The organism is Metaplanococcus flavidus (assembly GCF_042675885.1).
In the GTDB taxonomy this organism is placed as follows: domain Bacteria; phylum Bacillota; class Bacilli; order Bacillales_A; family Planococcaceae; genus Planococcus; species Planococcus flavidus.
Genome location: NZ_JBHTKI010000008.1, coordinates 109,130 through 121,496, shown reverse-complemented (window position 1 = coordinate 121,496; position 12,367 = coordinate 109,130). Strand labels below are relative to the sequence as shown.

Sequence of the window (12,367 nt, the reverse complement as noted above, 5' to 3'; positions counted from 1 at the left end):
TTTAAAGGTTCCGCCTTTTTTTTTGTTCCCGCAAATTGATGATGGATGTTCGGTCACGCAGTCTGTGCTTGTGCATAAGAAAATGTGCATCGAGGCTTTCCCCCGGATTGTCCGCCATATATTCCTGTACCACCTGAGCCAGTTCATCAGAAATGACGGGCAATCGATATGCTGAAAACTCTCGGCGCTCCGTCACAGCTTGAATGGATGCCGATAGCTGCTCTACAAGCAGTTCGCTGTCAAAGCCTTCTGTCCATACTCCCGCATCTGATAACTTGTCTTTCGCCCGGATAAAGGAGCGCAATGCTCCAGGAAAGTTGCTGCGGCGCCAATGGTACATGCCGACAGCCAGTTGGATCCATCCTGCGAGGGGATGCATCTTGTCTTTAGGTGCCACATTCTTCCAATATTCTTCGCCGACTTCATGGCACTCGAAATAATCTTCATTGAAATTGAAGTGTATAATGTATTGGATAAAGAGCGGATGATGGAGTGGGTGCATTTTGATCCCCTTTCTACTATAATATATTGAGTATCTTTAACAGTCAGGTGGTTGAACGGATGTCCTATGAAGTAAAGGTGGAGGCTTTTGAAGGCCCTCTTGATTTATTATTGCATTTAATACACCGTTTGGAAATTGATATTTACGATATTCCGGTTTCGCAAATCACTACCCAGTATATGGAGCATATCCGTGCGATGCAAGTTCTCGAGTTGAATGAGGCAAGTGAATACCTTGTTTTTGCAGCAACTCTGCTGGCTATAAAGAGTAAAACCCTGCTGCCGGTCCATCAGGGCGATCTGGAAGATCCCGAATATGAATTTGAAGAACAGGATCCTCGTGATGAGCTGGTTTCAAGGTTGATTGAATATAGGAAATTCAAGGAAGCATCTGCCCAGCTGAAAGAACTTGAATCCGGCCGCGCGGCAATCTATACAAAGGCGCCAATGGATCTTTCGGAATATCAGACACTGGCGCCTTTCGAGAATATTGACCTCGAAGTGAATGCTTACGATATGCTCGGGGCCTTTCAGAAAATGCTCCGACGAAAGAAATTAAAAGCACCGCTGTCTGCCCGGATTGCCAGACAGGAAATTTCGATCAAAGACCAGATGACATCGATTGTCAGCATCTTAAAGGCCTCCAAAGGGAAAGCGCCATTCACGGAAATGTTCCCAACCGATGACCGGACTGTCATGGTTGTGTCTTTCCTATCGATATTGGAGCTGATGAAAAGACAGGTCGTGTCGGTTGATCAGGAAAAAAATTTCACTGATCTGATGGTCGTACTTAGAAAGGAATCGTGGGATTATGATGACGCATCTTTCGAGTAAAATAGAAGCTTTGCTTTTTGTAGCAGGTGATGATGGCCTGTCGATGAAACAGCTTGAATTTCTCACTGAAACCGAGGATACGCTCATTTTGGAAGAAATTGCCGCGATGGCTGCAAGATATGAACAAAGCGAAACAGCCGGAATTATGATCAAAGAACTTGCCGGTGTCTATCAATTGGTTACAAAAAAAGAAGTGGCCGATACCATTCAACGCCTGGTGGAAAATCCGACTGTCCAATCATTATCTCAGGCTTCCCTTGAAGTACTGGCCATCATCGCTTACAAACAGCCGATTACGAGAGTGGAAATCGAAGATCTCAGAGGTGTAAAAAGCGAAAAGGCTTTATATACGTTGGCTGGCAAAGGTTTGATTCAGGAAACCGGCAGAGCCGAGGGCACCGGACGGGCAATCCTTTACGGAACGACCAGCGAATTCCTGAATTATTTCGGTCTGAAGAATTTGGATGAATTGCCGGTGCTGCCGGAAGAAGCCGGGTCAGACGCAGATGATGATACAGATCTTTTCATGACGAAATTCCAGGAAGCGTTCAAAGAAGAAGCGAAAGTATAACATAGAACATTAAATAAGATGGGGTGAGTTTATGGAACGATTGCAAAAAATGCTGGCACATGCCGGTGTCGCTTCAAGACGGAAAGCGGAACAGATGATCTTGGACGGCAAAGTCCGTGTAAACGGCAAAGTAATAAAGGAACTGGGAACTAAAGTCTCTTCTTCCGATACGATCGAAGTGGAAGGCGTACAACTTGAAAAAGAACAGAAAGTCTATTATCTCTTATATAAACCGCGTGGTGTAATTTCAGCTGTTTCGGATGATAAAAACAGAAAAGTGGTTACCGACTTTTTTGAAGACATTGATAAACGCATCTATCCGGTAGGTCGTCTCGATTACGATACTTCCGGTTTGCTGATCATGACGAATGACGGAGAATTTGCGAATATCCTGACGCATCCGAAATATGAAATTGATAAAACCTATGTGGCAAGACTGAAGGGGATACCTGAAAAGGATGAACTTCGGAAATTGGAAAGAGGCATCAAATTGGAAGACGGAATGACTGCACCTGCGAAGGTTAAGCTTCTTTCAGGTGACAACAAACAAGGTAAAGGAATTGTCCAGATCACCATACATGAAGGGCGTAACCGCCAGGTCAGAAGAATGTTTGAAGCAATCGGCTACCCTGTCCAGAAACTGAGCCGCGAGCAATTCGGATTTTTGACATTGCAAGGACTCAATGCTGGCGAATCGCGGCAGTTGACAGCGCACGAAGTGAAATTGCTGCGTGTGATGGCTGAAACCGGTAAAAGGCATTAACGTTCACAAACCCTTCAAAACTCCAGGTTTTTTGCATATTAAACTTTGCTATAATTGGTTCAACAATGACCTCGGAGGAGGAGAAATGCATGATGGAAGGCAATAAAGCGAAGAAACCGTCTAAAAAAAGAAATCGCGCTGTGATGCGTTCAGTCATATTATCATTGCTTGTGCTCGCCATCGGCTACACTATTTATAATAGTGTTACTGCAGATGATGTCGAAGTGCTGAAAGCCGGCGACAAGGCACCTGATTTTGCCCTGCAGGATATGGAAGGCAATAGCCATAAACTGTCGGATTATGAAGGTGAAGGAGTTTTTCTTAATTTTTGGGGTACCTGGTGTGCGCCTTGCGTAAAGGAAATGCCTGCAATGGACAGACAATATAAAGAGTTTGAAGAACAGGGTGTCCAAGTGCTTGCAGTGAATATAGCCCAATCTGAGTTCGAAGTGCAGTCATTCGTTGATCGTTTCGATTTATCTTTTCCAGTAGTGATTGACAAGTCAAAGTCGGTTATGACAGCTTATAATATCAGGCCATTGCCGACTACCATCCTCGTGAATCCGGAAGGTGAAATCGAGAGAATTGTTACTGGTGAAATGACGGAACAGGATATAGAAGGCTTCATGGAAGAAATCAGACCTTAATGAGGAGTTTTTGGGATGGAAAATTTACAATGCAAATGCGGACACATCAACCCACCGGGAACGATTCTTTGTGAATCATGCGGCCGTTCGCTGACTGAAGAAGAAAAGAACAAGCAATTGGTGGATATGCGCTATGAAGGGACTGCCCGTCGGTCTCAGACGTATAATAAATCGATTATAGATAAGATATGGAATTTCTTTTCCAGCGTGAAAGTAGGAGTCAGCATCATTGTGATTCTGCTGGTTGCCGCCGCTATGGGAACCATACTTCCGCAAGAACAGTATATTAATGTCCCTGACAGAAATGACGCTACCATCCAAGCCTATTACGCTGATGTTTACGGAGAAATAGGTAAGATATACCATTTCCTCGGATTTCACGATCTTTATGGATCCATCTGGTTTATCGTCCTGGTGGGGATGCTGGCCATTTCGTTAATTGTTGCCAGCCTTGACCGGTTCGTTCCACTCTACCGTTCGTTAAAAAACCAGCGCGTCCTGCGCCACCAAAGTTTTATGAACAAACAGCGCATTTACGCAAATGGCAGCGCGCCTGCAGATACAATGCAAAAATCAGAAGAAAAGCTGAAACAGCTGAAATATAATGTTACAGTCGATAAGAATGGCTTACTTGCTGAAAAAGGCCGTTTTTCACGATGGGGCCCTTACGTCAATCACATAGGCCTCATCATTTTCCTGTTCGGGGTTATGCTGCGCATGATGCCCGGATTTTATGTGGATGAAACTTTATGGATCAGGGAAGGGGAAACCCGTGCAATTCCTGACGCTCCTGGGTATTACCTGGAAAACAAGAACTTCATCGTGGAAAGTTATACCGGTGAAGGGGACGAAGAACGTTTTGAAGAAGCAATTGAACGCGTTGGTTCTGTAGCGAAGAATTACCAGACAGACATCGTATTATACGAGGCACCTGATGAAAGTCTTCCTGGAGCCACAGAAAATATGGAAACGGTGAAAGAACATGCAATCCGCGTCAATCAGCCTTTGAAATTCGATGGCTATGCCGTTTACCAGATGGACTTCCGTCAAAATGAATTAAGATCAATGACGTTCGATCTGACGAATAAGGAATCGGAAGAATCGCTTGGTTCGTTTACGGTGGATCTGGTGAGCCCTGAAGAATCCTATGATTTAGGGAACGGAGCGAGTGTTGATTTACTGGGCTATTATCCCGATTTTTCCGGCTTTGAAGACGGTGAACCACAAACTGCAACACCGGTTCCAAACAATCCAGGCTTCCTTGTGAGAATGTTCACTCCCGAAACGCCAGACGGGGAAGTCAGCTTTATCGTTATACAGAACACAATCGAGCCGCTGGGAGACAATCAGTATAAATTGACTTTCCAATCTGCGGAAACCCGGGATGTTTCCGGCTTGACGATCCGAAAAGACAGAACTCTGCCAATCCTTGGTCTGGGCGGTCTGATCTTTATGATCGGCGTGGCTCAGGGGATGTATTTCAATCATCGCCGATTCTGGATTCAGCAGCAGGAGGATGGATCGGTTATATTAGCCGGTCACACCAATAAAAACTGGTTCGGCTTAAAGAAAGATCTTGACCAGGTTTCCGAATTTGCATCACTTCCTCCATATATTGACCAGCAGGAAGAGATCGAGAAACAGGAAAAGCTGAAGAAAGAGCAGAAAATGGAAGGTGATGAATTGTCATGACATGGGCAGATACAAGTTCGAATCTACTGTACGTCGCTTTCATAGCGTATTTGATTGCCTCGATCGTTTTTGGCGGGGCAGTCAAAGGCAATAAGGAAGGGTCATTTAAATCAGAAGGCCGCTGGGGCAATATTGCATTCATCGTCACAGTTATAGGCTTTCTTGCGCACCTTGGCTATTTCATTACCCGTTGGGTAGCAACAGGGCATGCGCCGCTCAGCAATATGTTTGAATTCACAACAGCTTTCGGTATGACGCTTGTTGGTGGATTCATCATCATTTATTCGCTTTATAAAACGCCGGTCCTTGGCATGGTAGTGCTTCCCGTCGCTTTATTGATCATCGCTTTTGCCAGCATGTTCCCGAGTGAAGTCAGTCCGCTGATTCCGGCGCTGCAAACAAACTGGCTGGCGATTCACGTCAGCACAGTAGTTATAGCTGAAGGGGTTTTGGCGATCAGCGCCGGAGCCGGTTTAATCTATCTATTGAAAGTCGTTGATATGAACAAAAAATCGAAACAGCGATTTTGGCTGGAAGCGATGATGTTCTCATTGGTCATCGTACTCGGTTTTGTCGCAGCAAACAGCTATTTCACCTTAACGGGTTATGAAGCTGATTTCACTTATATCGATAAGGACGATAATGAGGCATTAATCACTTATAATATGCCTCCGATTGCCGGTATGAACCAATATACAGCTTTGACAGAAGGGGCAATGGAGCCGTTGTTTGAAACGCCGCCAATCGTCAATGCCGGGAAAGTTACGACAATGCTGTGGTCACTGATTGTCGGTACAGTGCTTTACTGGCTCATTCGTTTAATCGCACGCAAACGCATTGCGGCGATATTCAAACCCTTCGTCAAGAATGTTAATCTGCAATTAATGGATGAAATCAATTATCGTGCTGTAATCATCGGCTTTCCGCTCTTTACACTGGGCGCATTGATTTTCGCCATGATTTGGGCACAAATAGCCTGGTCGCGTTTCTGGGGCTGGGATCCAAAAGAAGTATGGGCACTTATTACATGGTTGTTCTATGCGGCTTACCTTCACCTCCGCCTGGGCAGAGGCTGGCAAGGCGAGAAGTCGGCATGGCTTGCTGTAATAGGGTTTGCCATCATCATGTTCAACCTTGTGGCAGTCAACCTGATAATTGCCGGCCTGCATTCTTACGCATAAAGCTCGGTTGAATACTATATAAGTTGATTTAAGAATTAGTATAAAAATACCGCTTCGGCGCTTTGGACAAGGCTCCCGCCATAAGCCGAGAAGAGCACTCGTCTTATAGCTTCGCCCAGTCCTGGAGCGCGCCGGCGCTAGGTGACATCTAGATATGGAGCAAAACAGCGCAAGCTCCTGAGCAAAGGGTTAGATAAGCATGCTCCTGCATCGCTTCGCTGCTTCGTCGCAAAGATTTGACCTCGGAAGCTTCGGTCAAAGTCTTAGCAAGCTGTTTTGCGAAATATCTGCTACTGTAATTATTTATTTCAACTTAGATATTTTTATTATTTTATAATAGAGAGGAAGCGGACGGAGAAAAAGTTCTTTTTTCTCTGTCCGCTTTTCTTATGGAAGACGCGGCAATATATAATATAGAAGAAACCCATTTTTATTTATTTTTGGAAATGTTATCGGTACAATGAAAGAATAGAAGAAAGTTGGAGGGATTAGGATGTCTGAGGAAATTACTGTTTTGGTGGTTGACGATGAAGAAAGAATCCGCAGATTATTAAAAATGTACCTTGAGCGCGAAGGCTATCTTGTGGAAGAAGCAGAAAATGGAGTGCAGGCTCTCGAAATGGCGACTGAAAAAGATTACCACTGCATTCTGCTCGATCTTATGATGCCGGAAAAAGACGGCATAGAAGTGGCAACTGAATTGCGTGAAACAAAAATGACGCCAATTATCATGCTTACCGCCAAAGGCGAAGAAGCCAACCGTGTTGAAGGCTTTGAATCGGGTGCGGATGATTATATCGTCAAGCCGTTCAGCCCACGTGAAGTGGTGTTAAGGGTGAAAGCGATTCTTCGCCGGTCAGCGGCCTATTCTCCATCGGCCAATTCGACTATTTCCAAAGATCTTGTGGTTTTCCCGCATCTGACGATCGATCATGATGCCCATCGAGTGACCGCAGATGGCACGGAAGTGAATCTGACGCCAAAAGAATATGAATTGTTGTATTTCCTTGCCAAAGCCCCGGATAAGGTTTTTGACCGGGAACATCTGCTCAAAGAAGTATGGCATTACGACTTCTTCGGTGATTTACGGACCGTTGATACTCACGTGAAACGCCTGCGTGAAAAATTGAACCGTGTTTCTGAGTCGGCGGCAAAAATGATTGTCACCGTTTGGGGAGTAGGTTATAAATTCGAGGTTGGAAATGAATAGAATATGGAATAGTGTCGTCGGGAAGCTGTGGATCACCATATTGCTTCTCGTTTCCTTTGTCCTTTTTATTGTTACTGTGCTGCTCTTGGAGTTTATGGGTAATTACCACAGCGAAACAGTGGAAGAGACCTTGAATAAGGAAGCCGCAACAATTGCCCGCATTTTCAATGATCATGCCAATCTGGAAATATCGATGAGCATCATTGATGATATCCTGGGGCCGGAAACGAATGCAGTAATTGCGGAAGTCCCTTACGAAAGCAGTTATTATTTGCATAACGGCATGAACGGGGAGGAAATACGTGAAAGAATCCTGAATGAAGAAGAATTTCAAATTGTCTTTGAAAGCGACGAATCAGTGATGAAGCAAATGCTGTTGCCTTCTTTAAGTGACGAAGACACGATGGAATCCTATATCGTTCTGGCGAGTCCATTGCAGACAAGTGAAGAAATGCACGGAACAGTTTTCATTTACCAATCTTTGGAAGTTATGGATCGTACAGCAGAAAGAACGACGAATATCGTTTTCCTGTCTGCTTTTATCGCTTTATTGCTTACAACGTTTTTTGCATTTTTCCTATCTTCACGCATCACTTCACCGCTCCGCAAAATGCGGGAAGGTGCATTTGAACTGGCAAAAGGGAATTTCGATACACGTGTGACCTCCACTTCCAAAGATGAAATCGGCCAGCTTGCAACGGCGTTCAACCAGATGGGAGCCCAATTAAAACATCATCTGGAAGTCATCAGCCAGGAGAAAGAACAATTATCAAGCATCCTGACATCTATGGCGGATGCGGTTATAACGTTCAATCAGGATAAAACCGTCTTATTGAGCAATCCGCCTGCTGAAAAGCTTCTGGAGTATTGGGTAATCAAGAAAACAATTCCAGAGGGCAAACCTCTGCCTGTCGAACTGCTGCATATGTTGGACCATGTCCTGCATTTTGAAGAAGAGGTTGAAGAAGAGCTTGAAATAGAAGGCGCCTATTACGCCATTTCCTTCAGTCCATTGTATAGTGGCGAAACCGTGCGCGGTGCTGTGGCGGTGCTGCATGATATGACCGAACAGCATAAACTGGAAAAGCTGCGTGAAGACTTTATAGCCAATGTTTCGCATGAACTGCGGACCCCGATCGCTATGCTTCAGGGCTATAGTGAAGCACTTCTTGATGATGTGGGAGCATCTGAAGAAGAGCGCCGGGAAATGACAAAGATCATCTACGAGGAATCTCAACGGATGGGACGGCTTGTGACAGATCTTCTTAATCTGGCAAGGCTCGAATCCGGTCAGATGAGGCTTTATAAAACTGTCGTCCAACTTAATGGCGTAATCGAACGGATGACGTTGAAATTCTCTCAGGCGGCAAAAGAGGCTGAAATCGAATTGCAGTTCGAAACCGAAATCGATGACTGGACTGCAGCTGAAATAGATGAAGACCGCATTGAACAGGTGATGACCAATTTGATCGATAATGCATTGCGCCATACGCCAGAAAACGGAAGAGTCATCGTCAGAGCGGAGAAACAAGGGAATTTTGCCAAAATATCCGTCAATGATACCGGTTCTGGAATCCCACCGGAAGATATGGCTTTCGTCTTTGAAAGGTTCTATAAAGCAGACAAAGCAAGAACGCTCGGAAAAGGCGGAACTGGTCTTGGTTTGGCAATAGCAAGTAACATTGTTAAAGCCCATGATGGTATGATCGATGTTAAAAGCGAGCATGGACAGGGAACTTCGTTTTATTTTCTTCTGCCTTTGAAAAAGATGTAACTTTATTCGACATAAAACGACTAATTTTAAGAACGGGGGGAGTATATGAATGACTCCGTTTTCCACAGGCTATATGACCAGTATCATCAGGACGTTTTTCAATTCCTGATTTACCTGGTCAAAAACCGCCACATTGCCGAAGATCTGATGCATGAGGTGTATATTCGGGTTTTCCGGGCGTATGACCGGTTCGAAGGAAAAAGCTCCGAAAAGACCTGGCTTTTTTCCATCGCCAAAAATGTAGCGATCGATCATTTCCGGAAAGTTTCTGTCAGACAGAAACATTCCATGGAACACTTTGATTGGGAAACGCAGCAATTGACCTCTTCTGAGCGCTTGCCGGAAGAAATTTCTTTATTGAATGAAGACAAGCTCTCATTATATAAAGCATTGGATACTTGTACAGGCGACCAGAAAATGGTTGTCCTCATGCGTTTTTTCCAGGACTTGTCCATAGCTGAAACTGCTGAAATCCTTGACTGGTCGGAAGGGAAAGTCAAAACGACCCAGCACCGTGCCATAAAATCCCTGCGCCAAAAATTAACCGCAAAGGAAGGGGGATTGCAAAATGCCGAATAACAAATGGGATGAAGACCACATCGAAAATTTGTTACGGGATTTCCCCGCTATTAAAGACGAACGTCCGAAAGAAGAAGTATACAAGCGTCTGAAAAATGACCATAAACCGAAGAAAAAGCCGAAGCGCTGGATTCCTATGCTGGTGGCAGCCTTGGCATTTATCACTTTTGGTGTGTTATTGGCATCGACATTGGGACAGAACGGTAACGACTCCGCCACAGATATGAGCGGATCCGAAAGTTCCGGAGAAAGTGCTGACAGTTATTCAACGGCAATTGAAAACGACGGCAGTGATGATTCGGCCGCAACCGGAGATTCAGAGGGGACTGAAGAGGCGGCAGAGGCGGAAGAAGCTGACGCATTTACCGCCTCGCAGGAAGCTGACCCTTTCGGAGCTGCTTCTGTATATGATGAAGACCTCGGTGAAAATACTCTGTTTAAGCTCGGCATGACAGAAAACGCATTGGTCATTCCCGTTTCCTTCATCATTTCGGAAGAAAGGCTGCAGGAAGATTTCGGAACTGTTGAAGTGGACGCTGTTGAACTTTATAACCGCTATGCGGCTGAAGTGGACGAGGAATCATTGGGATTTGATGATTATCATCCTTACAGCGGCACGATTACAGCATCAGCTCAAGGAATCGAACATGCACTGCCGGCCGATCACGATTATGATATGGCTTCAGCATCGATGACTGTCTATTTCAATTCACTCTCTGCCAGTTTCAATGAGGCAGCTGAAATTACCATTGTCAATGAAGCTGGTGAACCTGTTGAATTTGACCAGGTGGGCCCCCTTGAAGCAATCAATCCTGCAGTCCTGAATGTGGCATATTATTCTTATGCCGCTGCAAATGGTGAAAACCATTTGACGCCGGGCTATAATATGCCTCACGAAAATGCAGTGGAAGCTTTGGAGGCGATGAAATCATCTCCGAGTGATCTCTATACTTCACTGGTTCCGCCTGAATTGAATTACGCGGTTACAGAAACGGAAGGGACTGTAACAGTCACATTCAACGAAGCAATTGACTTTGATGCATTCGACTATGAGGCAATAATTCGCATGATCGAAGGAATGGCCCTTGCAGCTGATTCGTTCAGCAAAGAGCTGGTTATGGACAACACCGCAGCGGGAAGTTGGGACAGATTTGACTTTACTGAATCTTTACCGGTGCCTGTAGGAATCAATGTGATGGAATTTAATAATTAGCAGGAAGGTGCACTGTAGGCAAAGCTGTTTACAATGCATCTTTTTTCAATTATCATTATTATGTAATACAATAAAATATCGATTCATCTTCGGGGCAGGGTGCAATTCCCTACCGGCGGTAATTGAACACTTGTTCATAAGCCCGCGAGCCGTAAAACGCAGGATTTGGTGAGATTCCAAAGCCGACAGTATAGTCTGGATGGGAGAAGGTGAAGGTGCGGATGTGTGTCGTTTACTCCAAACGGAACGCTTATTAAGTGTGCCTTTTCTCCCTTAAGTGATTTTTCGCTTGAGGGATTTTGTTTGTAAACGCATGTTCCAAGCCTTTCTTCTGGTGAATCACGACAAGGAGAGAGGAATATGAAGAACAAGAAATTACAGTCGATGATTGTAATCGGGATGTTGAGCAGTATTTCATTTATACTGATGCTTTTCAACTTCCCATTGCCGGCATTGCCACCATTTTTAAAAGTGGATTTCAGTGACGTGCCGGCGGTTATCGCGGCAGTTACGATGGGTCCGGTAGCCGGTATACTCGTCGCCTTTTTCAAAAACGTTTTGGATTGGCTGTTCCAGGGAAGTCCGACCGGTGTTCCAGTTGGCCACCTGGCGAACTTTGCAACTAGCATCCTATTTTTCATGCCGGTGTATTTTATTTACCGCAAATTATCGACTAAAAAAGGAATGGCAGTCGGTTTGGCTGCTGGTACCTTGTCAATGGCAATTGGCATGAGCATACTCAATTATCTTGTTTTCCTGCCAATGTATACGTACTTCCTGGGTATTCCTGCTGAAACAGGCAATGCGCTGTTCGGAACGATTGTATTGGGGATTTTGCCATTCAATCTGATCAAAGGCCTCCTCTTGGCCACAGTAGTTCTGCTCATGTTCACCAGTATGCACAGGTGGATTGAACAGCAGCGAATGTTCTATCGGGCTTAATGAATCAAATTCGACGGCTTTTGGAGCCAAAATAAGAAGAGCCAGTGGAACGAGCGAAGCGTCGCTTGTCACACTGGCTCTTCTTATTTCCCGAAAAAAATGCCCCGAGAAATAATTCTCGGGGCATTCAGGCCGCACAATTTTCAGTCTTCATATTTTAATGGGTCGCCTTCAAACGGAGTGTCTGAAACTTTGATGGAATCTGTTGGACAGCCTTCGAAAGCATCTTCCATGTCTTCTTCCAACTCGTCTGGAACTTGTGTGTTCCCCATGTTATCATCTAGGATAACAAAAGCGATTCCTTCATCATCATAGTCGTAAATGTCAGGTGCCGCAGCTCCGCAGGCGCCACAGGCGATACAAGTATCTTTATCGACAATGGTATACTTAGCCATAATCTTATTCCTCTCCTTTATCTCCGAACAAGTTCAGTTATGCTATCGTTTTTATTCTAAAGGTG

The 12,367-nt window shown here is 44.8% G+C and carries 13 protein-coding genes and 1 riboswitch; of the genes, 11 read left to right on the top strand and 2 right to left on the bottom strand.

Translation table 11 applies throughout. From position 1 onward, the window contains the following. Position 1 precedes the first annotated feature (1 nt). Complete coding sequence (locus ACFQ1X_RS05610; RefSeq protein ID WP_144837104.1) at positions 2-502, bottom strand: DUF309 domain-containing protein; 501 nt, start codon at positions 500-502, stop codon at positions 2-4. A gap of 59 nt (positions 503-561) precedes the next feature. On the opposite strand from ACFQ1X_RS05610, the gene ACFQ1X_RS05605 reads away from it, so the two are divergent. The 11 genes from ACFQ1X_RS05605 to ACFQ1X_RS05555 all read left to right on the top strand — a co-directional run bounded on the left by ACFQ1X_RS05605 (position 562) and on the right by ACFQ1X_RS05555 (position 11,907). Then, a complete protein-coding gene (locus ACFQ1X_RS05605; protein WP_144837101.1) occupies positions 562-1,335 on the top strand; it encodes a segregation/condensation protein A in 774 nt (257 codons plus the stop codon). Continuing rightward, positions 1,313-1,906, top strand: a complete 594-nt coding sequence (gene scpB / locus ACFQ1X_RS05600) for an SMC-Scp complex subunit ScpB (RefSeq protein WP_379081700.1) — start codon at positions 1,313-1,315, stop codon at positions 1,904-1,906. The genes ACFQ1X_RS05605 and scpB overlap by 23 nt, the downstream gene beginning before the upstream one ends. A 31-nt stretch (positions 1,907-1,937) precedes the next feature. Continuing rightward, on the top strand, positions 1,938-2,669 hold the full coding sequence (locus ACFQ1X_RS05595) for a pseudouridine synthase (RefSeq protein ID WP_144837098.1): 732 nt from the start codon (positions 1,938-1,940) through the stop codon (positions 2,667-2,669). An 89-nt stretch (positions 2,670-2,758) separates the two neighbouring features. Next, the gene (gene resA, locus ACFQ1X_RS05590) at positions 2,759-3,316 is read left to right on the top strand and encodes a thiol-disulfide oxidoreductase ResA (protein ID WP_144837095.1); all 558 of its coding nucleotides are present in this window, start codon (positions 2,759-2,761) and stop codon (positions 3,314-3,316) included. 15 nt (positions 3,317-3,331) lie between these two features. Then, positions 3,332-5,008, top strand: coding sequence for a cytochrome c biogenesis protein ResB (locus tag ACFQ1X_RS05585; RefSeq protein ID WP_144837092.1), 1,677 nt, complete (start codon positions 3,332-3,334; stop codon positions 5,006-5,008). Next, a complete protein-coding gene (gene ccsB / locus ACFQ1X_RS05580) occupies positions 5,005-6,189 on the top strand; it encodes a c-type cytochrome biogenesis protein CcsB (RefSeq protein ID WP_144837089.1) in 1,185 nt (394 codons plus the stop codon). Before ACFQ1X_RS05585 ends, ccsB begins: the two co-directional genes overlap by 4 nt. Positions 6,190-6,682: 493 nt before the next feature. After that, positions 6,683-7,399: a response regulator transcription factor gene (locus tag ACFQ1X_RS05575; protein ID WP_144837087.1), complete on the top strand. Its 717-nt coding sequence runs from the start codon at positions 6,683-6,685 to the stop codon at positions 7,397-7,399. Further along, positions 7,392-9,173 carry an ATP-binding protein gene (locus ACFQ1X_RS05570; protein WP_144837084.1) on the top strand — a complete coding sequence of 594 codons (1,782 nt, stop codon included), beginning with the start codon at positions 7,392-7,394 and terminating at the stop codon, positions 9,171-9,173. Before ACFQ1X_RS05575 ends, ACFQ1X_RS05570 begins: the two co-directional genes overlap by 8 nt. A gap of 45 nt (positions 9,174-9,218) precedes the next feature. Next, complete coding sequence (gene sigX, locus ACFQ1X_RS05565; protein WP_144837081.1) at positions 9,219-9,752, top strand: RNA polymerase sigma factor SigX; 534 nt, start codon at positions 9,219-9,221, stop codon at positions 9,750-9,752. Beyond that, positions 9,742-10,965, top strand: coding sequence for a hypothetical protein (locus ACFQ1X_RS05560; protein WP_144837078.1), 1,224 nt, complete (start codon positions 9,742-9,744; stop codon positions 10,963-10,965). The genes sigX and ACFQ1X_RS05560 overlap by 11 nt, the downstream gene beginning before the upstream one ends. Before the next feature lie 81 nt (positions 10,966-11,046). Continuing rightward, positions 11,047-11,180, top strand: a riboswitch (FMN riboswitch). A gap of 145 nt (positions 11,181-11,325) precedes the next feature. Further along, positions 11,326-11,907 carry an ECF transporter S component gene (locus ACFQ1X_RS05555; protein ID WP_144837075.1) on the top strand — a complete coding sequence of 194 codons (582 nt, stop codon included), beginning with the start codon at positions 11,326-11,328 and terminating at the stop codon, positions 11,905-11,907. Between the two features lie 143 nt (positions 11,908-12,050). Here the strand turns inward: ACFQ1X_RS05555 and ACFQ1X_RS05550 are convergent, their stop codons facing one another. Beyond that, positions 12,051-12,302, bottom strand: coding sequence for a ferredoxin (locus ACFQ1X_RS05550; RefSeq protein WP_144837072.1), 252 nt, complete (start codon positions 12,300-12,302; stop codon positions 12,051-12,053). Positions 12,303-12,367: the final 65 nt, after the last annotated feature.

Excerpts from the sequence above, each read along its gene's own strand:
- ACFQ1X_RS05555 (WP_144837075.1), top strand. The coding sequence starts at position 11,326 with ATGAAGAACAAGAAATTACAGTCGATGATTGTAATCGGGATGTTGAGC.
- sigX (WP_144837081.1), top strand. The coding sequence starts at position 9,219 with ATGAATGACTCCGTTTTCCACAGGCTATATGACCAGTATCATCAGGAC.
- resA (WP_144837095.1), top strand. The coding sequence starts at position 2,759 with ATGATGGAAGGCAATAAAGCGAAGAAACCGTCTAAAAAAAGAAATCGC.
- ACFQ1X_RS05595 (WP_144837098.1), top strand. The coding sequence starts at position 1,938 with ATGGAACGATTGCAAAAAATGCTGGCACATGCCGGTGTCGCTTCAAGA.
- ACFQ1X_RS05585 (WP_144837092.1), top strand. The coding sequence starts at position 3,332 with ATGGAAAATTTACAATGCAAATGCGGACACATCAACCCACCGGGAACG.
- ACFQ1X_RS05560 (WP_144837078.1), top strand. The coding sequence starts at position 9,742 with ATGCCGAATAACAAATGGGATGAAGACCACATCGAAAATTTGTTACGG.
- ACFQ1X_RS05570 (WP_144837084.1), top strand. The coding sequence starts at position 7,392 with ATGAATAGAATATGGAATAGTGTCGTCGGGAAGCTGTGGATCACCATA.
- ACFQ1X_RS05610 (WP_144837104.1), bottom strand. The coding sequence starts at position 502 with ATGCACCCACTCCATCATCCGCTCTTTATCCAATACATTATACACTTC.
- ACFQ1X_RS05575 (WP_144837087.1), top strand. The coding sequence starts at position 6,683 with ATGTCTGAGGAAATTACTGTTTTGGTGGTTGACGATGAAGAAAGAATC.
- scpB (WP_379081700.1), top strand. The coding sequence starts at position 1,313 with ATGATGACGCATCTTTCGAGTAAAATAGAAGCTTTGCTTTTTGTAGCA.
- ACFQ1X_RS05550 (WP_144837072.1), bottom strand. The coding sequence starts at position 12,302 with ATGGCTAAGTATACCATTGTCGATAAAGATACTTGTATCGCCTGTGGC.
- ACFQ1X_RS05605 (WP_144837101.1), top strand. The coding sequence starts at position 562 with ATGTCCTATGAAGTAAAGGTGGAGGCTTTTGAAGGCCCTCTTGATTTA.
- ccsB (WP_144837089.1), top strand. The coding sequence starts at position 5,005 with ATGACATGGGCAGATACAAGTTCGAATCTACTGTACGTCGCTTTCATA.